25 protein-coding genes are annotated in these 26,626 nt (G+C 73.4%); 14 read left to right on the top strand and 11 right to left on the bottom strand.

Translation table 11 applies throughout. The annotated features are described in order from the left end of the window. Window positions 1-49: 49 nt before the first annotated feature. Entirely contained in the window at window positions 50-1,432 is a 1,383-nt protein-coding gene (locus ABZ937_RS05215) for an MFS transporter (protein ID WP_361685835.1), read from the top strand. A 21-nt stretch (window positions 1,433-1,453) separates the two neighbouring features. Here the strand turns inward: ABZ937_RS05215 and ABZ937_RS05220 are convergent, their stop codons facing one another. Both ABZ937_RS05220 and ABZ937_RS05225 read right to left on the bottom strand, forming a co-directional pair. Then, window positions 1,454-2,449, bottom strand: a complete 996-nt coding sequence (locus tag ABZ937_RS05220; protein ID WP_361685837.1) for an AsnC family transcriptional regulator — start codon at window positions 2,447-2,449, stop codon at window positions 1,454-1,456. A gap of 28 nt (window positions 2,450-2,477) precedes the next feature. Continuing rightward, window positions 2,478-2,933: a TerB family tellurite resistance protein gene (locus ABZ937_RS05225; protein WP_361685839.1), complete on the bottom strand. Its 456-nt coding sequence runs from the start codon at window positions 2,931-2,933 to the stop codon at window positions 2,478-2,480. A gap of 121 nt (window positions 2,934-3,054) precedes the next feature. Here ABZ937_RS05225 and ABZ937_RS05230 point away from each other — a divergent pair, with 121 nt between their 5' ends. Next, the gene (locus ABZ937_RS05230; RefSeq protein WP_361685843.1) at window positions 3,055-3,414 is read left to right on the top strand and encodes a metalloregulator ArsR/SmtB family transcription factor; all 360 of its coding nucleotides are present in this window, start codon (window positions 3,055-3,057) and stop codon (window positions 3,412-3,414) included. Between the two features lie 388 nt (window positions 3,415-3,802). Beyond that, window positions 3,803-4,003: a cation-transporting P-type ATPase gene (locus tag ABZ937_RS05235; protein ID WP_361686124.1), complete on the top strand. Its 201-nt coding sequence runs from the start codon at window positions 3,803-3,805 to the stop codon at window positions 4,001-4,003. Between the two features lie 43 nt (window positions 4,004-4,046). Here the strand turns inward: ABZ937_RS05235 and ABZ937_RS05240 are convergent, their stop codons facing one another. Together ABZ937_RS05240 and ABZ937_RS05245 are read right to left on the bottom strand one after the other, a co-directional pair. Beyond that, on the bottom strand, window positions 4,047-4,478 hold the full coding sequence (locus tag ABZ937_RS05240; RefSeq protein WP_361685845.1) for a DUF6114 domain-containing protein: 432 nt from the start codon (window positions 4,476-4,478) through the stop codon (window positions 4,047-4,049). Between the two features lie 5 nt (window positions 4,479-4,483). After that, a complete protein-coding gene (locus tag ABZ937_RS05245) occupies window positions 4,484-5,182 on the bottom strand; it encodes a DUF6230 family protein (protein WP_361685847.1) in 699 nt (232 codons plus the stop codon). Window positions 5,183-5,872: 690 nt separating this feature from the next. On the opposite strand from ABZ937_RS05245, the gene ABZ937_RS05250 reads away from it, so the two are divergent. Then, entirely contained in the window at window positions 5,873-6,523 is a 651-nt protein-coding gene (locus tag ABZ937_RS05250; protein ID WP_361685849.1) for a Tat pathway signal sequence domain protein, read from the top strand. 18 nt (window positions 6,524-6,541) lie between these two features. Here ABZ937_RS05250 and ABZ937_RS05255 read toward each other — a convergent pair whose 3' ends face one another. After that, window positions 6,542-7,444: a lytic polysaccharide monooxygenase gene (locus tag ABZ937_RS05255; RefSeq protein WP_361685851.1), complete on the bottom strand. Its 903-nt coding sequence runs from the start codon at window positions 7,442-7,444 to the stop codon at window positions 6,542-6,544. A 331-nt stretch (window positions 7,445-7,775) separates the two neighbouring features. Here ABZ937_RS05255 and ABZ937_RS05260 point away from each other — a divergent pair, with 331 nt between their 5' ends. After that, entirely contained in the window at window positions 7,776-8,423 is a 648-nt protein-coding gene (locus ABZ937_RS05260) for a ScbR family autoregulator-binding transcription factor (RefSeq protein ID WP_361685853.1), read from the top strand. Between the two features lie 22 nt (window positions 8,424-8,445). Further along, window positions 8,446-9,645 carry a damage-control phosphatase ARMT1 family protein gene (locus tag ABZ937_RS05265; RefSeq protein ID WP_361685855.1) on the top strand — a complete coding sequence of 400 codons (1,200 nt, stop codon included), beginning with the start codon at window positions 8,446-8,448 and terminating at the stop codon, window positions 9,643-9,645. Here ABZ937_RS05265 and ABZ937_RS05270 read toward each other — a convergent pair. After that, window positions 9,622-10,887, bottom strand: a complete 1,266-nt coding sequence (locus tag ABZ937_RS05270; protein WP_361685857.1) for a cytochrome P450 — start codon at window positions 10,885-10,887, stop codon at window positions 9,622-9,624. The two genes, ABZ937_RS05265 and ABZ937_RS05270, sit on opposite strands and share 24 nt — an antisense overlap. After that, the gene (locus ABZ937_RS05275) at window positions 10,884-11,684 is read right to left on the bottom strand and encodes an alpha/beta hydrolase (RefSeq protein ID WP_361685859.1); all 801 of its coding nucleotides are present in this window, start codon (window positions 11,682-11,684) and stop codon (window positions 10,884-10,886) included. The genes ABZ937_RS05270 and ABZ937_RS05275 overlap by 4 nt, the downstream gene beginning before the upstream one ends. 154 nt (window positions 11,685-11,838) lie before the next feature. On the opposite strand from ABZ937_RS05275, the gene cyc2 reads away from it, so the two are divergent. Further along, on the top strand, window positions 11,839-14,001 hold the full coding sequence (gene cyc2 / locus ABZ937_RS05280) for a germacradienol/geosmin synthase Cyc2 (protein ID WP_361685861.1): 2,163 nt from the start codon (window positions 11,839-11,841) through the stop codon (window positions 13,999-14,001). Between the two features lie 112 nt (window positions 14,002-14,113). Then, entirely contained in the window at window positions 14,114-15,997 is a 1,884-nt protein-coding gene (gene phsA, locus ABZ937_RS05285; RefSeq protein ID WP_361685863.1) for an O-aminophenol oxidase PhsA, read from the top strand. A gap of 13 nt (window positions 15,998-16,010) precedes the next feature. Here phsA and ABZ937_RS05290 read toward each other — a convergent pair whose 3' ends face one another. Further along, window positions 16,011-16,760, bottom strand: a complete 750-nt coding sequence (locus tag ABZ937_RS05290) for a hypothetical protein (RefSeq protein ID WP_361685865.1) — start codon at window positions 16,758-16,760, stop codon at window positions 16,011-16,013. A gap of 93 nt (window positions 16,761-16,853) precedes the next feature. Between ABZ937_RS05290 and ABZ937_RS05295 the strand changes: the two genes are divergently transcribed. The 4 genes from ABZ937_RS05295 (at window position 16,854) to ABZ937_RS05310 (ending at window position 20,705) form a co-directional block, all read left to right on the top strand. Next, a complete protein-coding gene (locus ABZ937_RS05295; protein WP_361685867.1) occupies window positions 16,854-17,720 on the top strand; it encodes a LysR family transcriptional regulator in 867 nt (288 codons plus the stop codon). Between the two features lie 134 nt (window positions 17,721-17,854). Beyond that, the gene (locus tag ABZ937_RS05300; protein ID WP_361685869.1) at window positions 17,855-18,418 is read left to right on the top strand and encodes a PDZ domain-containing protein; all 564 of its coding nucleotides are present in this window, start codon (window positions 17,855-17,857) and stop codon (window positions 18,416-18,418) included. Between the two features lie 170 nt (window positions 18,419-18,588). Continuing rightward, window positions 18,589-19,716: an aminopeptidase P family protein gene (locus ABZ937_RS05305; RefSeq protein WP_361685871.1), complete on the top strand. Its 1,128-nt coding sequence runs from the start codon at window positions 18,589-18,591 to the stop codon at window positions 19,714-19,716. 53 nt (window positions 19,717-19,769) lie between these two features. Further along, on the top strand, window positions 19,770-20,705 hold the full coding sequence (locus tag ABZ937_RS05310) for an aminoglycoside phosphotransferase family protein (protein ID WP_361685873.1): 936 nt from the start codon (window positions 19,770-19,772) through the stop codon (window positions 20,703-20,705). Between the two features lie 8 nt (window positions 20,706-20,713). Here the strand turns inward: ABZ937_RS05310 and treZ are convergent, their stop codons facing one another. Next, window positions 20,714-22,459: a malto-oligosyltrehalose trehalohydrolase gene (gene treZ / locus ABZ937_RS05315; protein WP_361685875.1), complete on the bottom strand. Its 1,746-nt coding sequence runs from the start codon at window positions 22,457-22,459 to the stop codon at window positions 20,714-20,716. A 177-nt stretch (window positions 22,460-22,636) separates the two neighbouring features. Between treZ and ABZ937_RS05320 the strand changes: the two genes are divergently transcribed. Next, window positions 22,637-23,188, top strand: coding sequence for a DUF1707 and FHA domain-containing protein (locus tag ABZ937_RS05320; RefSeq protein ID WP_361685877.1), 552 nt, complete (start codon window positions 22,637-22,639; stop codon window positions 23,186-23,188). A 107-nt stretch (window positions 23,189-23,295) separates the two neighbouring features. Next, entirely contained in the window at window positions 23,296-23,709 is a 414-nt protein-coding gene (locus ABZ937_RS05325; RefSeq protein ID WP_361685879.1) for an SSI family serine proteinase inhibitor, read from the top strand. A 39-nt stretch (window positions 23,710-23,748) separates the two neighbouring features. On the opposite strand, the gene ABZ937_RS05330 is transcribed toward ABZ937_RS05325, so the two are convergent. Together ABZ937_RS05330 and lpdA are read right to left on the bottom strand one after the other, a co-directional pair. After that, entirely contained in the window at window positions 23,749-24,999 is a 1,251-nt protein-coding gene (locus ABZ937_RS05330) for a M14 family zinc carboxypeptidase (protein ID WP_361685881.1), read from the bottom strand. A 137-nt stretch (window positions 25,000-25,136) separates the two neighbouring features. Then, window positions 25,137-26,564, bottom strand: a complete 1,428-nt coding sequence (gene lpdA / locus ABZ937_RS05335) for a dihydrolipoyl dehydrogenase (RefSeq protein ID WP_361685883.1) — start codon at window positions 26,562-26,564, stop codon at window positions 25,137-25,139. Window positions 26,565-26,626: the final 62 nt, after the last annotated feature.

Consider the following 26,626-nt stretch of genomic DNA (forward strand, 5'->3'; position numbering starts at 1 on the left):
GCCCGGTGACCGGGTCCCGTCCCGGTCCCGTAGCGCGAGAGGAATCCCCATGACCCTGGATCGAACGGCGGTCGTCACCCCGTACCGCCGCCGCTGGTCCGCCCTGGCCGCCCTGCTGCTGGGCGAGGCGATGAACCTGCTGGACGCGACCGTCGTACAGGTGGCCGCGCCCGCCGTCCACGCCGACCTCGGCGGACCGGTCTCGGACGTGCAGTGGTTCGGCACCGCCTACACCCTGCCGTTCGCCGTGCTGCTGCTCACCGGCGGCCGGCTCGGTGACATCGCCGGCCGGCGCCGGATGTTCGTCCTCGGGGTCACGGTGTTCACGGCGGCGTCCGTGGCCTGTGCCCTGGCACCCTCCGCCGGCCCGCTGATCGCCTGCCGCGCGGTGCAGGGCGCGGCGGCGGCGCTCGTCGTGCCACAGACCATCGGGCTGATCAAGGCGATGTTCGCGGGGGAGGAGACGGCGAAGGCGCTGGGCAGCATCGGGCCCGTGATGGGACTCGCCGCCGTCTGCGGGCCCGTCGTCGGCGGTGTGCTGACCCACGCCGACCTGTTCGGCTCGTCCTGGCGGGCCGCGTTCCTGGTGAACGTGCCGGTGGCCGCCGTGGTGCTGGCCCTCGCCCCGCTGCTGCCGGAGAACCGCGCCCCGCACCGCCCCGCCCTGGACTGGCCGGGCACCGCCCTGGCCGCGCTCGGCACCGGCCTCGTCGTGTACCCGCTGATCGGCGCGGACCTCCGGCACCTGCCGCCCCGCGACTGGGCGTTGACGGCCGCCGGACTGCTCGTCCTCGCCGGCTTCGCCCTCCAGCAGCGGCGCTCGGCCCGTCCGCTGCTGGAGCCGAGCCTGTTCACGCGGCGCGGCTTCCCGGCCGCCCTCGTCACCTCCACGGCCTTCTTCGCGGTGACCAACGGACTGTCGATCGTGGTCGTCCTGCAGCTGCAACTCGACGCGGGAACCGGGACGCTGGCGGCCGGTCTGAGCCTGCTGCCCTGGTCCGCCGGGCTCGCCGTCGCCTCCTGGCTGGCCGGCTCCCGGCTGGTACGACGGTACGGGCGCCGCGTGATGCCGTACGGGCTCGGGGTGCTGCTGGCCGGGCTGCTCGCCGCCGTCGCCGCGTACGGCACGGCCGCCCCGGGCCGCTACCCGGTGGCGCTGCTGCCCGCCCTCGCTCTCGTCGGCCTCGGCGCCGGCCTGTTCACGCCCGCCTTCTTCACCCTCGCCCTGGCACCCCTGCGCCCGCACGAGATCGGCTCGGCGGCCGGCCTGCTCAACGCGGTGCAGCAACTGGGAGCCACGCTGGGAATCGCCCTGCTCGGCAGCGTCTACCTCACCGGAGCCGACCTCGGCACCGCCCGGACCGCCTGCTGGGCGGCGACGGCACTCGTGGGCGTGGCCTGGGCGGCGAGCAGCCGGGTGGCGGCGGAGTAGGAGGGGGCACCCAGGGGCACCCTACGCAGACGGCGGCCCTTCCCGCCGCACCCGCGCCAGAGGCGTCAGCGCCGGGCTCGCCGCCTTCAGGGTGCGCAGGACCGGGCTGGTCTCCAGGGCGTCGATCTCCCGGAGCGCACCGAGCCTGCGGGTGAGGTAGCGGTGCAGGTCGGCCGGGTCGCGACACAGAGCCTGGGCGACCAGGTTGGTGGGGCCGGTGGTCGCCGCCACGAAGGCCAGTTCGTCGTGGCCCGCCAGGGCGAGCCCCACCCGCTCCAGATCCGCCGGCCGCACCGACAGCCACAGCAGGGCCCGCGTGCGCACGCCGAACTGCCCGGCGTCGACCTCGACGTCGAAGAACAGCGCCCCCGCCGCGCGCAGTTCGGCCAGCCGGCGGGCCACCGTGGAGGGCGACCAGCCGGTCACCCGGGCCAGCTCGCCCTGCCCCGCCCGGCCGTCCCGCTCCAGCGCGGCCAGCAAGGGGGCGTCCTCCAGTCCTGGTCGCCGTACGTCCTCCCGCGTCTCCCGGTACTCCAGGGCGGCCCGCTGCCGCGCGTCCAGGGCCTGTGCACTGCGCCGCCAGTTGGCGGGACCGCCCAGATAGGTGTGGAGCAGACAGTGCGCGGCGACCGCGGTGATGCCGCCGGTGCGCGGGATGTCGTGCAGGAGCAGCGAGCCGGGGGAGGTCTCCTCGGCCGGCGCGTGGATCACCGCCGTGATCTCGGTGCCGCCGGAGGTGAGCTTCACCCAGGAGGTGTCCGGCCGCCGCACCAGCGCCCCGGCGATGTCCTGCGCCGACCGGGCCGTCGCCGTCAGCCGGACCAGCCACTGGGCCCGGCCCGCCCGGTGCGGCTCGGGCAGGCCCACCACCCGCAGCCCCGCCTCCGTGCGCAGCCGGCGGTAGCGGCGGGCGACGGTCTGCGCCGAGACCCCGAGGACGTCGGCGATCCTGCTGAACGGTGCCCGGCCGTCCAGGTGCAGGGCGTGGATGAGGGCACGGTCGAGATCGTCGAGCATGCCCCCATCCTCGCGCTCCTCGGCGTGCTCAGAGGTCGAACTCGTGCGGCGGCAGATCCAGCGTGTAGCACGCCTCACGCACCACCGCCTGCTCGTCCTTGTCGAAGTCGCCGTCCGCGCCGCCGATGACGATGCCGATCTGGATGACCGCCCGTGCCTCGGCGGGCTTCTTCTTCGCCTTGGCGATCTCCTGCAGCACGCTCACCTTGCCGAAGGCGAAGTCGGTCGTCAGCCTGTTCAGGTTCTCCTCGAAGCGGCGGCGCAGGTCGTCCGCCGGGAAGTTCTGCAACACCTCGTTCGTGGCGATGAGCTGGGCCACCCGCTGCCGCTCCGACGGATCCACCGTCCCGTCGGCGGCGGCCACCAGCGCGCACATCGCCATGCTCGCATCGCGGAACGCGCCGCTCTTCAGGTCGTTCTTCTTCGCCACCAACTGGGTCTGCATCTGCGACGCCGACTCCTTGACGCGGTCCCACAGGGCCATGTCCACTCCTCATACGCGACGGTTGTTTCTACAGCAACGTAGAAACTAACGGGACGGGTGAGAAGTTCCGGAGATCTAGACTGAGTCCCCGGACCGACGACGCGGCAGGAGGACGGCGACAGTGCGCGGCACCGGCTACCAGGACCCCTCCGCCGAGGTGCTCGCCGAGGCGGCCGCCGCCTTCGGACTGCTCGCCGCGCCCGCCCGGCTGCACATCATGTGGCTGCTGGCCCAGGGCGAGAGCGACGTGACCGGGCTCGCCGAGCGGGTCGGCGGCGCGCTGCCCGCCGTCAGCCAGCACCTGACCAAGCTCAAACTCGCCGGCCTCGTCCGCTCCCGCCGAGAGGGCCGCCGCCAGGTGTACTACGTCGACACGACCGAACAGGCCGCGGTGGTCGACGTCGTCCATCTCCTCGTCGACCGGCTCACGGACCGGGCCGAGCCGACCGCCGCCCCGGCCCGCCGACTCCGTGGCCTCTGACCCCATGATCGGCGCCGGGAGCTGCCCGCCCGGCCTTACCGGGCCCGAGGCCACCGCTCGGCTCGCCCGGTGGGGTGAACCGGCCGTCGCCTCGGCCCGTCGGCTGGGTGGCCTCTGACTCCGTGGTCGGCACCGTGCTCCTGGAGTTGTGGCGCCTGGGCAGCGGCCCGCCTGGCCTCGCCGAGGCATGGCCGCCGCCGGTCTCGCCGAGCGGGGTGAGCCGGCCGCCGGCCCCGAGCCGCTGGCTCCCTGGCCTCTGACGCCGCGACTGGCACCGTGCCCCAGGTGCTGTGGCGTTTGGGGCACCGGCCCGCGCGGCCTCGCCGAGGCATAGGCCGCCGCAGGTCTCGCCGAGCGGGGTGAGCTGGTCGCTGCCCCGGCCCGTCGGCTGAGTGGCCTCTGGCCCCGTGGTGGGCGTGGTGCTCCGGGGAGCTGTCCGCGCGGCCTTACCGGGGCCGAGGCCGCCGGTCGGCTGGCGGTCGTTGGTGAGAACACCTCGCCCCACTCCCGCACCCCTTCCTGGCCTCTGCGCTGGGTGCGTGGACTGTGCGACCCTTCACCGCCGTTCTGCTCACCCAGGCCCTGGTGACGCTGTTGCCACGCCGCGCCGCGGCCGTCCGTCGACGGAGGCGTCAGGGTGTCAGTGCCCGTGCCGCGGTCCTCGCCTGCCTGCGGCGTTTGCGGCGGCTGACGCGTGGTTCCTGGTTCGGGAGCCAGCCGAAGGTGAGGCAGCTGCCGGTGACGCCGAGGAGCAGGCCGAGGAAGAAGCCGCCCAGGTTGGAGGTGAGCCAGGTGCCCAGGGAGAGCAGGACGCCCGTGATGGAGTAGAAGAGCCGCTGGGAGGGGTTGAAGAGGATCAGCAGGCCCAGGATCACCATGAGCGTCGGCAGCAGATAGCCGGCCAGGCCCTGCATGCCGATGTGCAGGACGACCTTCAGCGAGGCCTTCTCGGTGAGCAGGATCTCGCCGCCGCCGAGGGCGAGCAGCAGCCCGCCCCAGAACGGCCGACGGGCCCGCCATCCGCGGAAGGCGAGCCTCGGTCCCCGATGTGGACGGTCCGGCACGGCGATCAGCAGCCCGAGTCGCTGAAGCGGAGCTTGAGGCCGGGCAGCTTGAACACGCCCGCTGTGGTGGCGTAGTTGGTCTGCCGCAGGTTGGCGATGCGCACGGTGTCGGCCTGCTGGCTGAAGACCCCTAGCGGACCCTTCACACCCGCCTTGGTCAGCGTGCTGGCGTCGTTGCCGATCTCGATGTTGTTGAACGCCGCGTCACCCGACAGCTCGGTGGAGTCGGTGGTCAGGTCGGTCGCGCTGACCTTCTCCGACCCGCTGCCCGCCGTGATCAGCAGGTTGGTGCCGCCGAGGTCGACGCTCTGGCACAGCTTGGTGAGCGTGGCGTGCTTGATCGCGGAGGTGACGATGAGCACCTGCCCCCCGGTGTCCCCGGCGTTCGGGCTGCCCTCCGCCATGTTGTCGAGCCCGCCGAACTGTTCGAAACCGGTGCCGTTCAGCTCCGTCGCGGTGACCGTGAACGGCATGCCGGAGACGGCGAACTGCACACCCAGCGCCCCCTGCGCGGTGAGGACGGCGAGGGTGGCGGCGACCAGGGTGGCGGGCACCGCCATCACCGCGGCCCGGCGAGCCCGGACCCGCCCTCGCCTTGCGCCGCCGCCGGTGTCCGCGGCGTCGTGCGGGGCTTCGGAAGGGGTGTCGCTACCCGGGTTCTCGGGGGTGTTGCCGGCGGACGGGACGGCGGGGGACGAGGCCATGTCTGCTCCCATGGGCATGGATCAATGCGGGTTGGGCTTCAGTGGCGCGGTGTCCTGGCGCGGACGGTGGACGCCGCGCACGCCTCCTCGCGACTCCCGGCGGGTGCAAGGGCTTTCTCGTTACGCGGCAGTAGCCTTCGAGGAAGTTACCGCCGGTTACTTTGAAGGGTCAAGGGAGATGTGGAAAAAGCGTGCCGGATGTGCGCGGGACGCGTTCGCATGCCACAACTCGCCTTGCCAGCCTTGACGTTGACACCTCATCAGGTCTACAACTTCCCCTGTTTCCCCGGATCCGTGGCGCCGGATCCGGCAGGCGGCACCAGCCGCCTCCCCCAGGTGCGGTTCCCGTCGCGGCTGCGACACGGCACCCCGTCGCAGCCCACGACACGGTAAGCGTTGTATCCCGCGACGCGGCACCGGCCGCTCTCCCGGCCCCGGCACGGCAACCGCTCCACCGCGCAGCGCGGTACCGGCACGGTCGCTTCCCCCGCCCCGTGCCCGCCGCCCCCTTGTCCGGCCCGGCCGCAGGCCTTCCCCCGAGGTCTTCGGCCGGTGCCCGGTGTGCCGCCGTCGCGGGACCGCAGCGTACGGAGAAGGCGCTACGGCCCCGCGCCGGCGGCACCGCCCGCACGACCCGCCACCCCCCACCTCACCTCATCTGTCCCCCCACTTCGGAAGAGAGGCACCCGCATGCGTACGCGCTCCCTCCTCGCCCTCGCAGGCACCGCCACCGCGCTCGCCCTCGCGTGGGCCACCCCGGCCTCCGCGGCCGGCACGGTCCTCACCACCGGCAGCACGGGCGGCACCGCGGTCGCCGTCGGTGACACCCTCACCGCGCCCCTGGCCTCCGGCACCGCCGCCACGTTCTACTCCAGCGCGACCGGCACCAGCGGCGTGAAGTGCACGGGCTCCCAGTTCACCGCCAAGGTCACGGGCAACCCGGCCGCGCCCGGCACGGCCACCGAGTCCGTCACCGCGCACACCTTCGACAACACCACCTGCACCAGCAATGTCACCGGCGTCCTCGGCGTCAACGGCATCACCATCAACAACCTGCCCTACTCGGCGACGATCACCTCGGACGGCACCCTCACCGTCTCGCCCGCGAGCGGTTCCGTCGTCCAGGCCACGGTCCAGCTGCGCACCCTGCTGGGCACCGTGACCTGCGTGTACCAGGCGCCCAACCTGACCGGCAAGGCCGACAACGCCGACAGCAGCATCAACTTCACCAACCAGCAGTTCACCAAGAGCTCCGGCTCGTCGCTGTGCTTCGCCAACGGCTACTTCACGGCCAAGTACGCGCCCGTCACCGACGCGGGCGCCCGGGTCTATGTGAACTGACGTACCGGACCGTCCGGTTCAGCGTCGTCGTAGCCGCAGAAAGAGGGCGGCGCCCCCGGTGAGCAGCAGCACCGCGGTGGCGCCGCCCGCCAGCAGGGGCGCCGAGGGGCCCGCGTCGCCGTGCGTGGCCTCCGCCACCGGCGTCTCGTCGCCCGCGGCCCGCTCGGGCTGCCCCGCACCCCTGCCCGACACGGGACGCGGACTCCCGGCCGGAGCACTCGTACTCGGTGAGGCCGGTGTCCGCGCGGGCCGCGGGGACTTCGCCGCCCCGGCGTCCTTTCCCCGCTCCGGGAAGACCACGTCGGAACACGAGTAGTACGTGTCCGGCGTACTGCTGTTCTGCCAGACGGTGTAGAGCACCTGACGTCCCGTCCGGTCCTTCGGCAGCGTCGCGCTCATGCGGTACGCCCCGTCGCGCAGCGGCGGGTCCTCGACCTCGGCGAACGGCCGCTCCGGCAGGTCGGACCAGGTCAGCGGCCTGGACGGGTCGTACCCCGGCTTGGTCAGGTACAGCCGGAACGTGCCCGTGTGCGCGATGGTCGACGCGTAGGTCAGCGTCAGCCGGCCGCCCGGGGCCAGCCGCGTCGCCGGCCAGTCCCGCCGGGCCAGGTCCAGGCCCCGGTACGCCGGCAGGTTCCCGCTGCACAGCCGGCCGTCCGGAATCGTCTGCCGGTCCCGGCCGCCCACCCCCGCCACCCGCAGGTTGTCCCAGGCCGTGAACGGGCCGCCGTTCGCCGCGATCGCGGCCCGGCAGGCCGCCGACCCGGCGGCGCCGCCCTCGGGCGAGCAGGCGTAGACCCGGCTGACCGGGTCCGTGGGCGCGCCGTGCGCCTGGGCAGACCCCGCCGCCCACGGCAGAAGCAGGAGCGGTGCCGCAGCAGCGGCCACCCTGACGCTCAGGCGGGCGGTCATCCGAGTCATCCGGGACTTCTCCTCGGCGGGCGCGGGAACGGGGTCTGCGGCGTCCAGTACGGCGGCGGCTCCCGCCCCGTTCAGCCGGACCGCGCATTCGGGCGCGGGGGGCGCGAAAGCACCGACCGGTTGGGCTGTTCTGCGCCTGCTCCGACATTCCATTGAGGAGCCGGCCGTCCGCCTCGTATCGTGGCGATCATGGGCGTGGCAACGATGACACGTGTCGTGCCACGCGCGGGGCACACCGGACTCCTGTTGCCGCTGGGTGAGTTATCGTATGCAAGGGGTTAAAAACAAACCGCATGTCCTGTTCGGTTGAAGTGCGAGGAGGGGTCCCAGGATGGCGAGGCAGTTACGCGCTGAACAGACCCGGGCAACGATCATCACGGCCGCCGCCGACCTGTTCGACCGGCACGGCTATGAATCCACCAGCCTGAGCGACATCGTCGCACACGCGAAGGTCACCAAGGGTGCCCTGTACTTCCACTTCGCCGCCAAGGAGGACCTGGCCCACGCCATCCTGGAACTCCAGGCCAGGGCCGCGCAACAGCTCGTGGCCGACGTCGAGAACCGCGGCTGCTCCTCGCTGGAGGCCCTGATGCGCACCACGTTCGGGATCGCCCGGCTCGCCGTGGACGATCCGGTGCCGCGCGCCGGACTCCGCCTCGCCACCGCGGACATCGCCGTACGGCCGCCGCTGCGTCACCCGTTCACCGAGTGGCTGGAGTTCGCCACCCGCAAGTTCAGCGGCGCCGTCAGGGAAGCCGATCTGCACGGCGATCTCGACGTCACGGCCGTCGCCCACTCCCTCGTCTGCTTCTTCATCGGGACCCGGGTCGCCGGCCGCTCGCTCGAACCCGTCGGACGGCTGCCGCGCAGAGTCGCCGAGATGTGGCACCTCATGATCCGCGGCCTCGTCCCGGTGCACCGCCGCCCCCGCTACGTCACCCTCGCCACGCAGCTGGAGCGGGAGATCCGTACCGCCTGAGACCCGCGATACCGTGACGGACATGCCCGACACCCCGTTCGCACCCGTGATCCTCGGCAACGAACCCGGCGCGTTCCCGCACAGCGTGCTGGCCGAGCGCCACCCCGCGATCATCCGGCAGGTGCGGGACGCCTTCCCGTACGGCCCCGGGCAGCACGCGGCGCTGGACGAGCTGCTCAAGAGCTGCACCCAGGGGACGGTCGAGCCGCTGCCCGCCGACGCCCCGGACCGGGCCAGGTGGCACGACTGGGGCCTGGCCGGCCACACCGGGCGGTCCTGGTACGACGTGCCCTGGCTGTGGTCCGAAAGCTACTTCTACCGCCGGCTGCTCGACGCCGTCGGCTGGTTCGGGCCCGGCGCCTGGCAGGGCATCGACCCCTTCCGCCCCTTCAAACGCGCCGAACTCGACGCCCCGGAGACCGACGAGGAACTCGCCGCCCTGGACGGCCTGCGCGATCTGCCGGAGGAGGAGCGGGCGCGCGCCCTGCTGCACGGCTCACTGTGGGGCAACCGCGCCGACCTCGGCTTCCGGCTCTCCGCCGCCGGCGCCGAGGCCCGGGAACCGGCCCCCGCACTGGTCGCCGACGACAGCGACACCCTGTGGTCGCTGCTGCCGCCCGGCGGGACGGGCACGCTCGTGCTCGTCGCCGACAACGCGGGCCGCGAACTCGTCCCCGACCTCCTCCTGATCGCCCACCTCCTCGGCGCCGGCCGGGCCGCGCGGGCGGTGCTGCACGTCAAGCCGTACCCGTACTACGTCTCCGACGCCACCACCGCCGACGTGGTCGACGCCCTGCACCGGCTGCGCACGGCCTCCGGCACGGCCGGCGAGTACGCGGGCGTGCTCTGGTCGGCCATGGCCGACGGCCGGCTCACCGTCCGCGCCCACCCCTTCTCCTGTGCCCCGCTGCCGTACTCGGCCATGCCGGACGACCTGCGCGGCGAGTTCGCGGCGGCGACGCTGACCCTCGTCAAGGGCGACCTCAACTACCGCCGTCTGGTGGGTGACCGGCTCTGGCCGCCCACCACGCCCTTCCGGGAGACCACCGGCTACTTCCCCGGCCCGGTCGCCGCGCTGCGCACCCTCAAGTCCGATGTGATCACCGGCCTGTCCGCCGCGACCGAGGCCGCGCTGGTGGCGGCCGAGGAGCAGCGCTGGCGGACGAGCGGCACGCACGCGCTGATCCAGGCCGACCCGTCAGGCGAGACGCACCGGCAGTGACTTGACGCCGTTGATGAAGTTCGACACCAGCCGCCCGGCCGGCCCGGCGAGGCGCGGCGGCCCGGGCAGGACCCGCAGCACCTCCTCGTGGAGCAGCCGGAGCTGCAACCGGGCGAAGTGAGCGCCCAGACAGACGTGCGGGCCGTCCCCGAACGAGACGTGCGGATTGGGGGAGCGGGTGAGATCGAGCCGGTCGGGCCCCGCGAAGACGCGCTCGTCCCGGTTGGCCGAGGCGTGGAACACCACGACCTTGTCACCCGCCCGGATCCGGCGGCCCGCCAGCTCGGTGTCCCGCACGGCCGTCCGGCGGAAGGTCAGCACGGGCGGATGCCAGCGCAGCAGCTCGTCGACGGCCGACGACACACCGGCCCGGCCGGCGCGCAGCGTCTCGTACTCCTCCGGATACTCCGCCAGCGCGAGCAGCCCGCCCGGGGCCGCGCTGCGCACGGTGTCGTTGCCCGCCACGGTGAGCAGGAAGAAGAACATCCCCAGTTCGGCGTCGGCGAGTTCCGGGTCCCCGGCGAGTATCGTCATGATGTCGTCGGCGGGGTGCCGTCTCTTGTACGCGGCCAGCCGTCCGGCGTACGCGAACATGTCCCGCAGCATCGCCGGGGACCGTGGATTCACCGGCCGGCCCGCCCTGTCCCGTACCTGCGGACCGGACTCGTCCGGGTCCTGGTAGCCGATGACCCGCTGCGTCCAGTGCAGCAGGAGGTGCCGGTCGCTGTCCGGGACGCCCAGCAGGTCCGCCAGGTTCAGCAGGGCGTAGTCGTCGGTGACGGAGCCCACCAGATCGACCGTGCCGTCCCCGTCCCGCGCCTCCTCCAGGGTGCCCGCGAGCAGCGTGCGCGCCCGCTCCCGGGCGAGGTCCGCGAACCGGTCGATCCGCCCCGGCGTGAAGGCGCGGCTCACCAGCCGCCGCAACCTTCTGTGCCCCGGCGGATCCTGATTGAGCATCATCCGCCGGATGAACGGCAGATCCTCCGGATCGGGGTCGCGGATCTGGGTCGCGCCGGCGTACGAGGAGTACGTCCCCGCGTCCTTCAGCACGCGTACGACGTCCGCGTGCCGGGTCACCGCCCAGAACCCGGGCCCGGCCGGCCAGCCCAGCACCTCCGGCTCCTCCTGCCAGGCCACCGGATGGTGGTCGCGCAGCACGCGGTAGTCGTCGTAGGGCACCCCGGTGGCGTAGCGGCGCGGATCGAAGACGTCCGGCACGGGCGGTGCCTCGCGCACGCTCACGCCGGCGTGCCCTCGCCCGCCTCGCCCTCCGTGTCCGCCCGCAGGAAGTCCTCGACGGCGCGGATCAGCTCCAGCGGGGTCTCGTCCATCGCGTAGTGCCCGGCGGCGGGCAGCACCGCGAGCCGGGCGCGCGGATACCAGGACATCCACGTCTGCCGCATGACCTCCGGGGACAGCGCCGGATCGAGCGCGCCGGCCACGGCGAGCGCCGGCACCTCGCTGCCCTCGACGTCGGCGCTGAAGTCCTCACCCGCCCACGAGTCGAGCCAGGCCCGGAACGCCTTGGCGTCGCTGCGCTCCAGCGAGCGGGCGACCATCCGGTCCAGCCAGGCGGCGGGCCGGCGGCCTCCGGTGGTGACGTCGATGATCGCGCGCCGGTTCTCCGCCCGGTGCGCCGCGTCGGTGAACAGCGCCTCCTGCTCGCCGGGCATCGGCATGCCCGAGGCGGGCACGGGCGAGACGCCCGCGATGCGGCGCAGCCGGTGCGGAGCCACGGAGAGCAGCCGCTGTGCCACCGCGCCGCCCATGGAGTGCCCGATCACCGAGAACCGCTCCCAGCCCAGCCGGTCGGCCAGCTCCACCAGGTCCACGGCCGCCTCAGCCGTCGTGAACGAGCCCGTGGCGTCCCGCGCCTCGCCGTAGCCGCGCAGGTCGACCAGCGCGTAGCTGAAGGAGGTCCGGTCCAGGTCCGGAAGGACGGCCGCGTAGGCGGAGCGGTCGGCGAACCAGCCGTGCACGGCGAACACCTTGTGGGCGCCGTCGCCGTGCACCTCATGGGGCAGTACGAAGGAGGTCATGGGCCTACCGTGGCCCCCGCGCGCGGGGGACGGCAAGAGCTCCAACGCCACGACAACCCGCCGGAGTTCCAGGTTTCGGGGGCGGTTCACGCGATGGTGTGATCATGTGCCCCCGGGTGGATGGGGGTCCGGGGCCACGGGTAAGGCCCCGGCCATGACGCAGCCGTTCGAACTCCCGCACTTCTACATGCCGTATCCCGCGCGCCTCAACCCGCACCTGGACGAGGCACGGGCCCACTCGACCCGGTGGGCACGCGAGATGGGCATGCTGGAGGGCTCCGGGATCTGGGAGCAGGCCGACCTGGAGGCGCACGACTACGGGCTCCTGTGCTCCTACACCCACCCCGACTGCGACGGATCCGCTCTCTCGCTGATCACCGACTGGTACGTGTGGGTGTTCTTCTTCGACGACCACTTCCTCGACATGTACAAGCGCACCCAGGACCGCGCCGCCGGAAAGGCGCACCTGGACCGTCTGCCGCTGTTCATGCCGCTCGACCTCGCGACGCCCGTGCCCGAACCGGAGAATCCGGTGGAGGCGGGGCTGAAGGACCTGTGGGCGCGGACCGTGCCGTCGATGTCCGTGGACTGGCGCCGCCGCTTCGCCGTCGCGACCGAGCACCTGCTCAACGAGTCGATGTGGGAACTGTCCAACATCAACGAGGGACGGATCGCCAACCCCGTCGAGTACATCGAGATGCGCCGCAAGGTGGGCGGCGCCCCCTGGTCGGCCGGGCTCGTGGAGTACGCGACCGCCGAGGTGCCCGCCGCCGTCGCCGGCAGCCGCCCGCTGCGCGTCCTCATGGAGACGTTCTCCGACGCCGTCCACCTGCGCAACGACCTGTTCTCCTACCAGCGCGAGGTCGAGGAGGAGGGCGAGAACAGCAACGGCGTGCTGGTCCTGGAGAAGTTCTTCGGCTGCACCACACAGGAGGCCGCCGAGACCGTCAACGACGTCCTCACCTCCCGGCTGCACCAGTTCGAGCACACCGCGCTCACCGAAGTCCCCGCCGTCGCCCTGGAGAAGGGCCTCACCCCCGGGGACGTCGCCGCGGTCGCCGCCTACACCAAGGGGCTCCAGGACTGGCAGTCCGGCGGCCACGAGTGGCACATGCGCTCCAGCCGCTACATGAACAAGGGCGCGCGGTCCGACTCGCCCTGGCAGCTCCCGAGCGGCCCCGGCACCTTTGCCGCCGACGTCGGCGCACTGCTCGCCGCGGCCGCCCAGGACCGCCTGCGCGCCTACTCCCACGTGCCCTACCAGAAGGTCGGCCCCGCCCGCATCCCCGACCTGTACATGCCCTTCGAACTCCGGCTCAGCCCCCACCTGGACCAGGCCCGGGGCCGGCTCGTCGACTGGTGCCACCGGACGGGCATCCTCCAGGAGGGCGTCTGGGACGAGGACAAGCTCACCGCCTTCGACCTCGCCCTGTGCTCCGCGGGCCTGGACCCGGACGCCACCCCCGAGGCCCTCGACCTCAGCGCCCAGTGGCTGGCCTGGGGCACCTACGGCGACGACTACTACCCCCTGGTGTACGGCCACCGCAGGGACCTGGCCGCCGCCCGGCTGACCACGGCCCGGCTGTCGGAGTGCATGCCCGTCGAGGGCGGCCACACCCTCGTCCCCGGCAGCGCCATGGAACGCGGACTGATGGACCTGTGGACGCGCACCACGGCCGACATGACCGTCGAGCAGCGGCGCACCTTCAAGGCGTCCGTGGACACGATGACCGAGAGCTGGGTCTGGGAACTCTCCAACCAACTGCAGAACCGCGTCCCCGACCCGGTCGACTACCTGGAGATGCGCCGCTCCACCTTCGGCTCGGACCTCACCCTGAGCCTGTCCCGGATGGGCCACGGCCCCGCGGTCCCCGCCGAGGTGTACGCCAGCGGTCCGGTGCGCTCCCTGGAGAACGCCGCCATCGACTACGGCTGCCTCATCAACGACGTCTTCTCGTACCAGAAGGAGATCGAGTACGAGGGCGAGATCCACAACGCCGTCCTGGTGGTGCAGAACTTCTTCGGCGTGGACTACCCGGCCGCGCTCGGCGTCGTCCACGACCTGATGACCCAGCGCATGCAGCAGTTCGAGCACGTGATCGCCCACGAACTCCCGGTCCTCTACGACGACTTCGGGCTGTCGGACGAGGCCCGCGCCGCCATGGACTCCTATGTGCTGGACCTGAAGAACTGGCTGGCCGGGGTCCTCAACTGGCACCGGACGGTCGACCGCTACAAGGCCGAGTGGCTCGGCCGCCGCGCCCACGGCTTCGTGCCGGACCTCCCGCCCGCCGTGCCGGCCCTGGCCCTCGGCTGACGTTTTCGGCCACTTCGCGTACGGAACGGTGCATTCGGGAACTTCGGTGAGCCCTCGGGAGTCTTGAGGGGCAAGGGGAACAACAGTCACACGAACACGGGGGTGTTCGACCTTGACCGAGACCATCGAGAGGCTCACCGGAGAGACCACCGCGGGGGCTTCGGAGACGGCGCGGGAGACCGCCGGACTGACGCCGTACGCCGCGCCGCTGCCCGTGCCGCCCGTCCTGCGGCCGGCCGGCGACGACGTCCGGCGCGAGACCGAGATCGCCCTGCGCCCGACCTGGGTCCGCCTGCACCCGCAGCTGCCGCCCACGCTGATGTGGGGCTACGACGGCCATGTGCCGGGCCCGACCATCGAGGTGCGGCGCGGACAGCGCGTCCGCATCGCCTGGACCAACCGCATACCCGAGGACAGCGAGTACCCGGTCACGTCGGTGCGGGTGCCGCTGCGCACGGACGGCCGCCCGCAGGCCACCACCGAACCCGGCCGCGAGGGCGTCGAGCCCGACAAGGACGTCGCCGCCCTGCCCGCCTGGTCGGTGACCCATCTGCACGGCGCCCGGACCGGCGGCGGCAACGACGGCTGGGCGGACAACGCGGTGGGCCACGGCGACGCCCAGCTGTCGGAGTACCCGAACGACCACCAGGCGGTGCAGTGGTGGTACCACGACCACGCGATGAACATCACCCGGTGGAACGTGATGTCGGGCCTGTACGGCACCTACCTCGTCAGGGACGACGAGGAGGACGCCCTCCATCTGCCCTCCGGCGAGCGGGAGATCCCGCTCCTCCTCGCCGACCGCAACCTCGACACCGACGAGGACGGCCGCCTCAACGGCCGGCTGCTGCACAAGACGGTGATCGTCCAGCAGAGCAACCCGGAGACGGGCAAGCCGGTCTCCATCCCGTTCACCGGCCCGTACACCACGGTCAACGGCCGCATCTGGCCGTACGCCGACGTGGACCCGGCCTGGTACCGCTTCCGGCTGGTCAACGCCTCCAACGCGCGCATCTTCGACCTCGTCCTGATCGACGAGGACGGCGAGCCCGTGCCGGGGATCATCCACCAGATCGGCAGCGACGGCGGCCTGATGCCGCGCCCGGTGCCGGTCGACTTCGACGCGGACCTGCCCGCCCTGACCGCCGCACCGGCCGAGCGCTTCGACCTGCTGGTCGACTTCCGCGGAATGGCCGGCCGCACCCTCCGGCTGGTCAACAAGGGCCCCAACCAGCCGGCGGGGGTGCCCGACCCGGCCGGCGACGTGCCCCACCCGGCCGTGCTGGAGTTCCGGGTCCGGGACACCTGCGAGGAGGACCCCTTCGAGCTGCCCGAGGTGCTCTCCGGCTCCTTCCGCCGCCTCACCCACGACATCCCGCACGGCCACCGCCTCGTCCTGCTCACCCCGCCCGCCACCAAGGGCGCGGGCGGCCACCCCGAGATCTGGGAGATGAGCGAGACCGAGGACCCGGAGGGCCTGACGCTCCCGGCCGACGGCATCGTCCAGATCACCGGACCCGACGGCACCACGAAGACGTACCGGCGCACCGCGCGGACGTTCAACGACGGGCTCGGCTTCACCATCGGCGAGGGCAGCCACGAGCAGTGGAGCTTCCTCAACCTCGCGCCCATCGTGCACCCCATGCACATCCACCTGGCCGACTTCCAGCTGCTCGGCCGGGACGCCTACGACGTCTCCGGCTTCGACCCGGCGGCCGGCGGCACCCGCACCCCGATCCGGTACGACGCGGGGAAGGCGATCCCGCTCGCGCCCAACGAGCGCGGCCACAAGGACGTCTTCCGGGTGCCGGGGAGCCAGATGCTGCGGGTCATGGGCCGCTTCGACGGCGCGTACGGCCGGTTCATGTACCACTGCCATCTGCTGGAGCACGAGGACATGGGCATGATGCGGCCCTTCGTCGTCATGCCGCCCGAGGCCCTGAAGTTCGACCACGGCGGGGCACACGGCGGCCACGGGGAGGGCCACACAGGCTGAGCCGCGAGGACGGTCACACCGGCTGCGCCACGGGGACGGCGCCACCGGCCGAGCCGCGCCGGGACGCCGCGTGCTCGACCGCGGCCCGGGCCAGCGCCCGGATCATCGGGTGCGGGTCCGAGCCGTCGCCGGCCAGCTCCGGCTGGAACAGCGACGCCAGGAAGAACGGATGGCCGGGCAGCTCGGCCATCCGGACCTGACCGTCCTCGTCGTGCCCGGAGAACCGCAGTCCCTGGGCGCGGAGCGTGTCGAGATGGCGGGAGGGGCCGTAGGCGCAGAAGTACCGCTCGACCGTGCGCGCCGCACCGATCACGGACGCGGCCAGCGAGCCCGGCGCGATCGTCACCGCGGCCTCGTGCCCCACCAGCGAGCAGGCCAGCGGCTCGATGAGCGGGTCCTCGGCGTCCGGGTCGTTCTCGGCGTGCGCGACGCCGGTCAGCCCGCACACGTTCCGGGCGTACTCCAGCAGCGCGTGCTGGAAGCCGCCGCACGTGCCCAGGAACGGGATGCCCTCCTCGCGCGCGGTGCGCACGGCCGCGAGGACACCCGCCTCGCTGCGGTACGGGCTGCCCGGCAGCACCCACACGGCGTCGAATCCCCGCACGGCGTCCTCGGCCTCGGCGTCCTGAGAGGAGATCCAGTACGCGTCCAGGACCAGCCGGTCGCGTGCGGCCAGGGCGTCCAGCAGAAGCGGGACGCGCGTGTGCGAGACAACGTGGGCGGAGCGGTCGCCGACGAGGGCGAGCCTGGCGGTGTTCGTCATGGCCACCATCCTCCGCGCCACTACTTGTTCACGTCCAACGATGGTTTCTGCACGGTCGATAAGTACTGCTGATGGAGTGGGATGCTGGGCGGCATGGACCCGCATCTGCTCCGCACCTACGTCACCGTGGCCCGCCTCGCCTCCTTCTCGGAGGCCGCACGCGAGCTGGGCTACACCCAGTCCGCGGTCTCCCAGCACATCGCCGCCCTCGAACAGGACCTGGGCGCGCCCCTGCTGACCCGCCGGCCGGTCGCGCCGACTCTGGCCGGTGAACGGCTGCTGGAGCACGCGGGTCCGCTGCTGCTGCGCCTCGACGCGGCCCGCGCCGACGTCATCCGTATCGCCGCCGCACCCCAGCACGGTCTGACCCTCGCCACCACCCCGACCGCGCTCGGCCCCGCCGTCCTCGGCGCGCTCCCGCCGGCCGGCGTCACCCTGCGCGTCCTCACCCGCGCGGAGATCCCCGCCGCCGTCGCCACCGGCGGCGCCGACCTCGGTCTCGTCGACGGGCTGGCCGCGCCCAGTGATCCGCTGCGGCTGCCCGATGTGGCACCGCTGACCACGCACGGTGTCGCCGAGGAGCCCGTGAGCGTCCTGCTGCCCGCCGGTCACCCGCTCGCCGGACGCCCCGGCCTGCGCCTCGGCGACCTGCGGGACGCCCGCTGGCTCGACGCGCCCGACGCGGCACTCCCGCTCGCGCAGCTGCGCGCCGCGACCGCCGGTGGCGTCTTCCGGCCCGCCCTGCGCTACGAGGGCACCGACGTCCGCACCCTCACCGCCCTGGCGGCGGCCGGACACGGCCTCACCCTGCTGCCCCACTCGGCGGCCACCGGCGTACCCGGCACGGCCGCCGTCCCGCTCACCGACCCACGGCTCGTCCACCGCACGGAACTGATCCACGGCGGTGCCCCCGCCGGAGCGGCGGCGGAGGTGACGGAGCGGCTGCTGGGCGCGGGGTGAGGGCGCAGGAAGGCCGGAAGGTGCCGTCTCAACGGCTATGACTACCCTCCGCCACCCTTCGGCCAGTCTCACCCTTTCGTGTCTCGTCGCGGCCCGCCGCCCCGGGTAGAGCACCAGCCGGAGGCGAGCGAACCATGGAACAGACTGCGTTGCGTCCCAAACCGATGCCCGGTCAGGACCGGCGGCCGGACGGCACCCCCGGCCCCACCCACCGCCCGCACGCCGCGCGCCGGCGCGGACGGCGGCTGCGGACCCTGCTGTTCGGCGTGTGCGCCGGCACCGTGCTGGTGCTCTCCGGCGTCGGCATCGGCACGGTCGGCGCCACGGTGATCGGCATGAGCAGACTCGCCGAGCTGCAACGGCAGACCCCGCCGCCCGCCCCCTCGGCCAGGGCGACCACCACGGCCGCCCCGACCTCCGGCCCCGCCCGGCCCGGCACGACGATGAGCATCGAGGCCGTCGACGGAGAGAAGCCGGGCGCGCTCGTGGTGGGCGTGCACGTGCCCGGCCCCGGCTACACGGCGGGCCTGATCCGCGGAGATGTCGTACTGCAGTTCGGCACGGTGCGTGTCGACAGCGCCGCCGACCTCGCCCGGGCCGTCAGCGGGGCCCGCCCCGGAAAGCCGGTGCTCCTCACCGTGCGCCACAGCGGCGGCGGCTACCAGCAGCTGACGGTGATCCCCGGAGTGGTGACCTGAGAAGTGGTGACCTGACCGAGCCCGGCCCGGGCCGGTCCGTGCACGCCACTCCGTACACGCCAGGAAACCCCTTGGTCACCGTCCGTCCCGCGGGTCATCATGGATGCTGCCCGAGACATGCCGCCCGAGACGTCATCGTCCCGTTTCCTCGCCCGCGCCCGGAGGCCCGGATGACCGGTAGTACGCCAGCGCCCTTCACCGCCGCCGACTACAGGGCCCGCATGGAGCGCGCCGTCCGCTCCGCCGCCGACGCCGGCCTCGCCGGACTGCTCGTCGCCCCGGGACCGGACATGGTCTGGCTCACCGGCTACACGCCCACCGCGGTCACGGAACGGCTGACCGTGCTGGTCCTCGCGCCCGGCCGCGACCCCGTGCTCGTCGTGCCTGCCCTGGAGGCCCCGGACGCCGAGCAGGCGGCCGGCGCCGCCGCGCTGACCCTGCGCGACTGGACCGACGGCAAGGACCCCTACGCCGTCACCGCCGACCTCCTCGACGCCCGCGGCCGGTTCGGCATCAGCGACAACACCTGGGCGATGCATCTGCTGGGCCTCCAGCGGGCCCTGCCCGCCACCTCCTACGCCGCCCTCACCGATGCCCTGCCCATGCTGCGCGCGGTGAAGGACGCGGTCGAGCTGGAACTCCTGGCAGCCGCGGGCGCGGCCGCCGACCAGGCGTTCGAGGAGATCCGGAAGGTTCCCTTCGCCGGCCGCCGCGAGTCCGACGTCGGCCACGACCTCGCCGGCCTGCTGCGCCGCTTCGGCCACTCCCAGGTCGACTTCACCATCGTCGGCTCCGGCCCCAACGGCGCCAACCCGCACCACGAGGTCGGCGACCGTGTCATCCAGCCCGGCGACATGGTCGTCCTCGACTTCGGCGGCCTGAAGGACGGCTACGGCTCCGACACCACCCGCACGGTCCACGTCGGCGAGCCGACCGAGGAGGAGCGCCGGGTCCACGACGTCGTGCGCGCAGCCCAGGAGGCCGGCTTCCGGGCCGTACGGCCGGGCGTGGCCTGCCAGGAGGTCGACCGCGCCGCCCGCGCGGTGATCACCGACGCCGGGTACGGCGAGTACTTCATCCACCGCACCGGGCACGGCATCGGCGTCACCACCCACGAGCCGCCGTACATGATCGAGGGCGAGGAGCAGCCGCTCGTGCCGGGCATGTGCTTCTCCGTGGAGCCCGGCATCTACCTGCCCGGCCGCTTCGGGGTGCGCATCGAGGACATCGTCACGGTCACCGAGGACGGCGGCCGACGCCTCAACAACACCACCCGTGAGATGGTCATAGTGGACTGACAGACCAGGAGACACACCCTCGACGACCCCCCGGAACGGCTACGGCGCGACCCATGACCCAGGCACCGACACCCACCGCGGACACCGTCCGCAGACTGGTCCGCTCGCTGCTCAAGGAGGGCGACGACGGCACCGGGGGACCCGAAGTGCGGCCCGTGACGGAGGAACAAGAGCACACCTGGTGGATCGGCGGCCGCCATGTGCTCCGCCTCGCACCGGACCGCGAGGCCTCGGTGCGCCGCCGCCGGGAACTGCGCCTGCGCGACCTCGTCCGCCCGCACGTGCCCGTCGCCGTGCCGACCAGCGTCGCGCACGGCGACTGGGCGCCCGGCCTCGCCTACACCCTCGACACCCGGGTGCCCGGCGGCACGGCCGACGAGTACGACGTCTCCGCCGTCGGCGAGGCCGACCTCGCCGGGCTGCTCAGCGGGTTGCGCGAGGTTCCCGCCCGCCAGGCGGAGGCGCTCGGTGTGCCGCGCACCGCGCCGCGCTCGCTGGAGGCGCTGCGCCGGATGGCCGTGCACGCGGCCGAACGGCTCGCCGCCGCCGACGAGTTCGACGCCGCCCGGCTGCACCAGCTCACCCCGCCCGGCGCGGCCCAGCTCGCCGCGCAGTCCGGTACGGCCGTCCTCACCCACCACGGGCTGACCGGCGCGCACGTGCTGGTCAGCGCCGACGGCCGGGTGCGCGGCATCCTGGACTGGACCGCGGCGGCGCTCGGCGACCCCGCCGAGGACATCGCCGGGCTCGCCGTCGCCGTCGGCTCCCCGGCGGCCGTCCGCGCCGCCACCCTCGCCGGCTACGGCGCCCGCCCCTGCCTGCGCGGCCTGTGGCTGGCCCGCTGCGACACGGTCATCCGGCTCACCGACCACCTGGAAGGCCGCACGACCGGCTCCCTGCCCCTGCTGCGCACCCAGCTGCGGCGCGCCTGGGAGCCGATCCTGCTGGAGCGGGTGACCGACCTCCAGGAGGACGACCCGGAGGAGTAGTGGCCGTCTCAGGGCTGCGCCAGCACCACGCACGACTCCCCGGGCACCTGGAGCAGTCCGTCCGGGCCCGGGGCCGTCACCGGGTCCCAGGCCGCGAGGAGCTCCACCCGGCCGGTGCCCAGGGGGATCGCCGCGGCCTCCTTGCCCAGGTTCACCGCCACGCGTACGTCCCCGCGCCGGAAGGCGAGCCAGCGGGCGTCCTCGTCGTACGCCACCTTCGTGTCGGCGAGGTCCGGGTCGGTGAGGTCGGGCTGGGCGTGGCGCAGCGCGATCAGCTGCCGGTACCAGGCCAGCACGCGCGCGTGGGGATCGTTCTCCGGCTCCGACCAGTCCAGGCAGGACCGTTCGCGGGTCGCCGGGTCCTGCGGGTCGGGTACGTCCTCCTCGGCCCAGCCGTGCGCCGCGAACTCCCGCCGCCTGCCCCGCCGTACCGCGTCGGCCAGCTCGGGGTCGGTGTGGTCGGTGAAGAACTGCCAGGGCGTGGACGCCGCCCACTCCTCGCCCATGAACAGCATCGGTGTGAACGGCGCGGTCAGCGTCAGCGTGGCCGCGCAGGCCAGCAGACCGGGGGACAGGTGCGCGGCGAGCCGGTCGCCCTGGGCGCGGTTGCCGACCTGGTCGTGGGTCTGGCTGTAGCCGAGCAGCCGGTGCCCGGCCACGCGCGCGCGGTCCAGCGGACGGCCGTGCCGGCGGCCCCGGAAGCCGGAGTAGGTGCCGTCGTGGAAGTAGCCGCCGGTGAGCGTCTTGGCGAGCGCGGCGAAGGGGGCTCTCGCGAAGTCGGCGTAGTAGCCCTGGGACTCGCCCGTCAGGGTGGTGTGCAGGGCATGGTGGAAGTCGTCGTTCCACTGGGCGTGCAGCCCCAGGCCGTTCTCCGCGCGCGGGGTGATGAACCGGGGGTCGTTCAGGTCCGACTCGGCGATCAGGAACAGCGGCCTGCCCACCTCGCCGGCCAGGCCGTCCACCGCCGCCGACAGCTCCTCCAGGAAGTGGCACGCGCGCGTGTCGTACAGCGCGTGCACCGCGTCCAGCCGCAGCCCGTCGATCCGGTAGTCCCGCAGCCACGCCAGCGCGCTGCCGACGAGGAACGCGCGCACCTCGTCCGAGCCGGGCGCGTCCAGGTTCACCGCGGCGCCCCACGGGGTGTGGTGGGTGTCCGTGAAGTACGGGCCGAACGCGGGCAGATAGTTGCCCGACGGGCCCAGGTGGTTGTGCACGACGTCCAGGACGACACCCAGCCCCAGTGCGTGCGCCCGGTCGACGAAGCGTTTCAGGGCCTCGGGGCCGCCGTACGGCTCGTGCACCGCCCACAGGGACACACCCTCGTACCCCCATCCGTGCCGCCCGGGGAACGGGCAGACCGGCATCAACTCGACGTGTGTCACGCCCAGTTCCACCAGGTGCTCCAGCCGGGCGGCGGCAGCGTCCAGCGTGCCCTCGCGGGTGTACGTCCCCACGTGCAGCTCGTACAGCACCGCACCCGGCAGCCCCCGCCCCGCCCACTCGGCGCGCCACTCGTGGCGCCCGTGGTCCACGACCGCGCTCAGCCCGTCCGGGCCGTCCGGCTGGCGGCGCGAGCGCGGGTCGGGCAGCACGGGGCCGTCGTCCAGCGCGAACCCGTACCGCGCGCCGTCCGCCGCCTCCGCCTCGCCCGTCCACCAGCCCGCGCGCGCGGGATCGCGCGCCAACGCGCGCGTGGTGCCCTCGCAATGGAGCGTCACTCGGTCTGCCTGCGGTGCCCACACCTCGAACTGCACGGACGGTTCCCCTTCGTCTGCTCACCGTGATGTCCCGCGAGTCCATCGTGCCGCCCCGGACGATCAATCCGCTTTCGAATCCGCCCTTTGCCGGCAGGTGTCGCGGAAGTGCCCGCACCCGGGCCCCGATTCCGCGTTTTCTGGACACCCGGGGTTCACTGCCCGACAATCACCAGCGTGACGTCGTCCTTTGAGTTCTCCACCTACCCCGCGCGCCTGTCCGACGCGGAGCGCGACAAGGCGCTGCACGCGCTGCGCGACGGCGTCGCCATGGGCCGGCTCTCGCACGACACCTTCGTGCGCCGCATGGAGCTGGCGCTCGCCGCCCGCCGCTCCGACGAACTCGCCGCCCTCGTCGCCGACCTGCCCCAGGAGAACCGCTTCTCCCGCGCGGTCTTCGGCACCGTCGAAGCCGTCTCCGGGTTCACCGTACGACTGCGCCGGGCCTGGCAGGCCGAGCGGCTGCCCAAGCTGCTGCTGCCGCACCCGACCCACACCCACCCGCTGCGCATCGGCCGGGACCCCGCGAACGGGCTGCGCCTGAACCACGAGACCGTCTCCCGGGTGCACGCGGAACTCAGCCACCAGGGCGGCCTGTGGGTCCTGAGGGACCTGGGCTCCACCAACGGCACCACCGTCAACGGCCGCCGGGTGATCGGCTCGGTCGTCGTCCGTGAGGGTGACCAGGTCGCCTTCGGCCGAACGGCGTTCCGGCTCGCGACGAGCTGACGTCCCCGGCCGGTGCCGCCCGAACGGACGCCCAGCCACGCGCGTGTGCTGTCCCGATCGGGTGAGCCCCACTGCGGAAGCCGGCCCGCCGTGCCGATGCAACCGGCATGACATACATCACCAGAGCGGCAGCGGCGGCCGGCGCCCTGCTGGCCGCCGCCGGTCTCCTCACCGTGGGCCAGGCCCAGGCGGCCTCCCGCGACGCCCTCTCGGACAACTGGCTCTACCTGACCGTCACCAAGGGGGACGCGAAGGCCGCCGAAGGCCCCGGCACGCTGTTGCTGTGCGACCCGCCCGAGGGGCACAAGCACGCGGCCGAGGCCTGCACCGAGCTGGCCGCCGCCGACGGCGCCATCGACCGCATCCCTGCCGAGCAGGTCTTCTGCACGATGATCTACGCCCCGGTGACCGTCCACGCGCGCGGGCGGTGGCACGGCCGGGTGGTCGACTTCCAGGAGACCTACTCCAGCGCGTGCGTCATGAAGGCGCGGACGCGGCACGTCTTCGCCGTGGACGGCTGACCGGGGGCCCAGGACCGGGTGGCGTGGGCCGGCACCGGCTCACACCACCCGCTGCCGCGCCTGCTGCGCCGCCACCAGCACCGTCCGGGACTGGTGCTCCACCTGGTTCTCCAACGGCACCCAGCGGGCCCGGAACCGGTCCGCGAAGGCGTCGCACCAGGCGGCCACGAGCTGCTCCAGACGCGGCGCAGCCCGGTCGTCCGTCTCCCGCAGCACCCGGAGCAGCATCGCCGCGGCCCGCAGCGGCAGCCGCCGCCCGAAGGCGTCCACGCTGCCGACGTACGCCATCGTCGTGCCCGCCGGAGAGGTGTGGATCCAGTCCTCGGCCAGGCCCGGAATCAGCTCCAGCGCCCACCGCGCGGCCCGCAGCAGCGGCCCGTCCGCGCCGTCCAGCCGGGGCAGCGCGTCGGTGAGGACCCGCTCCACCTCCCGGGCGTCCCGCAGCAGCCGCGTGGCCAGGCGTCGCATGGCCGCCGCCGGTGCGGGGTGCGGCGCGGGGTCGTCCACCAGGTCGCTGGCCCACATCGGCACCTCCACCACCGCCGTCAGGCCGCCGTACCGGTGGGCGTGGTACCAGGTGCTGTGCCGGGCGTCGTCCGGCATGCTCGGATAGGCCACACCCGTCTCCGGGCCGGGCATCACATGCACCCCGGGCCCGGAGGCAGGCCAGCCCGCGGCGTCCGAGGCCCCCGTCTCCACCGGGATGTGCAGCTCGGCCGCGGACTTGGCGAACGGCTCGGCGAGGCCGGGCACGTCCTTGGTCAGCTGCACCCAGCTGCCGCCCAGGTCCGTGCCGTGCAGCGTCACCTGGAGGTACGGGCGCAGTTCGTCGATCACCCCGGTCAGCGCCCGGGTCTCGGGCGGCAGCCGGTCCGGCGGCAGCACCGCGGGCGACCACTCCGGCTGCTCCGCACCCGTCGGCCGGTAGAAGCCGAGGTGGTAGTCGAGCAGGCTGCGCGGCGCCGGCGTCACATGCAGGCTCGCGCCGTCCGGGTCCGCGCACAACAGGAAGTGCCAGGAGGTGCCCGTCCGCAACTCCCGCTCCGCCAGCACACGTTCGGCAAGCACCCGCAGGGTGGAACCGCCCGTCGGTTCGTTGGCGTGGGCGCCGGCGACGACCAGCACCGCACGGCGGGCGTGTCCCACCGACAGCAGGTGCAAGGGTCTTCCTCCGCGCGAGACCCCCACCTGGCGCAGCGTGCACAGCCCGGGTTCCTGAGCGGCCAACGCCTGTGCGGAGGCGACCAGTTCGGGAACGCTGGGGTAGCGCAGCTCCGGCAGGAGACTCACCCCCGACTAGTCCGCCCGGCTTCGCCCTCCCAGTCCCGCACGGCACGGGGGAACTGTCAAGCAGTCGGCGGGGGAGGCTCCCGGGGGCGCCCGGACGCAGGGGCCCGCCCGTTCTCGGGCCCCTGCGTGTCACGGGCTCACTGCTGGTGCAGACCGCGTCCCGCGAGTGTCAGGAACACCTCGCCCACCGCCTCCGACAGCGTGGGGTGCGCGTGCACATGCCGGGCCACGTCCGAGGGCTCGGCGTCCCAGCCGACGATCAGCTGACTCTCGGCGATCATCTCCGACACGTTCGGCCCGACCAGGTGGATGCCGAGCACCTGCCCGCCGCCGGCCTCCGTCACCACCTTCACCATGCCGCCCTGGCCGTGCACCATGCCCTTGGCGACGGCGGTCAGCGGCATCGTGTTGACGTCGATCTCGTGCCCACGCGCGCGTGCCTCGGCCTCGCCGAGCCCGACCGCGGCGGTCTGCGGCGAGGAGTACGTCACCCGGGGGACAGCCGCGTAGTCGACGGGCGCCGGCCTCAGCCCGGCCAGCGTCTCGGCCACCAGCAGGCCCTCCGCGAACGAGGCGTGGGCGAGGCCGAGCGACGGCGGCGGCAGCAGGTCACCGACGACGTGGATGCCCGGCACGGCCGTCTCCAGCCGGTCCCAGTCCGCCGGTACGACGAACCCCCGCTCGTCCGTCGCCAGTCCGGCCGCGGCCAGGTCCAGGCCCTCGGTGACCGGAGCCCGGCCGACGGCCACCAGCAGCCGCTCCGCCTCCACCGTCCGGGTCTCGCCCCGCGCGGTCCGCACGCGCGCGCGTACGCCGTTCTCCCGCACCTCCGCGTCCAGCAGCCGTGCTCCGGCCTGCACGTCGATGCCGCGCTTCTTCAGGCCGCGCGTCAGGTGCCGGCTCACATCCGCGTCCTCCAGGGGCACGATCCGGTCGGCGGCCTCCACCAGGGTGACCTCGGCGCCCATCGACCGGTGGAAGGAGGCGTACTCCGCGCCGATCGCGCCGCCGCCCAGGACCAGGACGGACGCCGGGAGCCCGGGCGCGAACAGCGCGTCGTCACTGGTCACCACGCGCCGTCCGTCCGGCGCGAGCCCCGGGAGCGTGCGCGGGCGCGAGCCGGTCGCGAGGACGATCGCACGGCGCGCGGTGAGGCTGTGCGTGCCGTGCGCGCCCTGTATGCCTTCCACGCGCACCGTGCGCGCCCCTGTCAGGCGCGCGCTGCCGTGCACCACCCGTACGCCGGCGTGCGCGAGATGCGCTTCCACCCCCTTGTGGTTGCGCGCCACGATGTCGTCCCGCGTGGCCACCAGCGCCCCCCAGTCGACGGAGTCCACGGTCGCCTTCACGCCCCAGCGGTCGCGGGCCTCGGCGATCCCGTCGACCAGTTCGGCGGCGTGCAGCATCGCCTTGCTCGGGATGCAGCCCCGGTGCAGGCACGTTCCGCCGACCTTGTCGCGCTCGACGAGGGTGACGTCCAGGCCGAGGGAGGCGGCGCGCAGAGCGGTGCTGTAGCCGCCCGTGCCCCCGCCGATGACGATCACGTCCGAAGTATCGATGGTCATGGCATCCACCCTCCGTCCACCTCTTGTCATGAGTCCAAGGCAATGTTGTTGTGGAATCCATG

This window comes from Streptomyces sp. NPDC046727, assembly GCF_040645635.1.
Taxonomy (GTDB): Bacteria; Actinomycetota; Actinomycetes; order Streptomycetales; family Streptomycetaceae; genus Streptomyces.

Excerpts from the sequence above, each read along its gene's own strand:
- ABZ937_RS05310 (WP_361685873.1), top strand. The coding sequence starts at position 19,770 with ATGACCCAGGCACCGACACCCACCGCGGACACCGTCCGCAGACTGGTC.
- ABZ937_RS05295 (WP_361685867.1), top strand. The coding sequence starts at position 16,854 with ATGGACCCGCATCTGCTCCGCACCTACGTCACCGTGGCCCGCCTCGCC.
- ABZ937_RS05325 (WP_361685879.1), top strand. The coding sequence starts at position 23,296 with ATGACATACATCACCAGAGCGGCAGCGGCGGCCGGCGCCCTGCTGGCC.
- cyc2 (WP_361685861.1), top strand. The coding sequence starts at position 11,839 with ATGACGCAGCCGTTCGAACTCCCGCACTTCTACATGCCGTATCCCGCG.
- ABZ937_RS05225 (WP_361685839.1), bottom strand. The coding sequence starts at position 2,933 with ATGGCCCTGTGGGACCGCGTCAAGGAGTCGGCGTCGCAGATGCAGACC.
- ABZ937_RS05215 (WP_361685835.1), top strand. The coding sequence starts at position 50 with ATGACCCTGGATCGAACGGCGGTCGTCACCCCGTACCGCCGCCGCTGG.
- ABZ937_RS05305 (WP_361685871.1), top strand. The coding sequence starts at position 18,589 with ATGACCGGTAGTACGCCAGCGCCCTTCACCGCCGCCGACTACAGGGCC.
- ABZ937_RS05255 (WP_361685851.1), bottom strand. The coding sequence starts at position 7,444 with ATGACTCGGATGACCGCCCGCCTGAGCGTCAGGGTGGCCGCTGCTGCG.
- ABZ937_RS05250 (WP_361685849.1), top strand. The coding sequence starts at position 5,873 with ATGCGTACGCGCTCCCTCCTCGCCCTCGCAGGCACCGCCACCGCGCTC.
- lpdA (WP_361685883.1), bottom strand. The coding sequence starts at position 26,564 with ATGACCATCGATACTTCGGACGTGATCGTCATCGGCGGGGGCACGGGC.
- ABZ937_RS05220 (WP_361685837.1), bottom strand. The coding sequence starts at position 2,449 with ATGCTCGACGATCTCGACCGTGCCCTCATCCACGCCCTGCACCTGGAC.
- ABZ937_RS05260 (WP_361685853.1), top strand. The coding sequence starts at position 7,776 with ATGGCGAGGCAGTTACGCGCTGAACAGACCCGGGCAACGATCATCACG.
- ABZ937_RS05300 (WP_361685869.1), top strand. The coding sequence starts at position 17,855 with ATGGAACAGACTGCGTTGCGTCCCAAACCGATGCCCGGTCAGGACCGG.
- ABZ937_RS05290 (WP_361685865.1), bottom strand. The coding sequence starts at position 16,760 with ATGACGAACACCGCCAGGCTCGCCCTCGTCGGCGACCGCTCCGCCCAC.
- ABZ937_RS05245 (WP_361685847.1), bottom strand. The coding sequence starts at position 5,182 with ATGGCCTCGTCCCCCGCCGTCCCGTCCGCCGGCAACACCCCCGAGAAC.
- ABZ937_RS05275 (WP_361685859.1), bottom strand. The coding sequence starts at position 11,684 with ATGACCTCCTTCGTACTGCCCCATGAGGTGCACGGCGACGGCGCCCAC.
- ABZ937_RS05265 (WP_361685855.1), top strand. The coding sequence starts at position 8,446 with ATGCCCGACACCCCGTTCGCACCCGTGATCCTCGGCAACGAACCCGGC.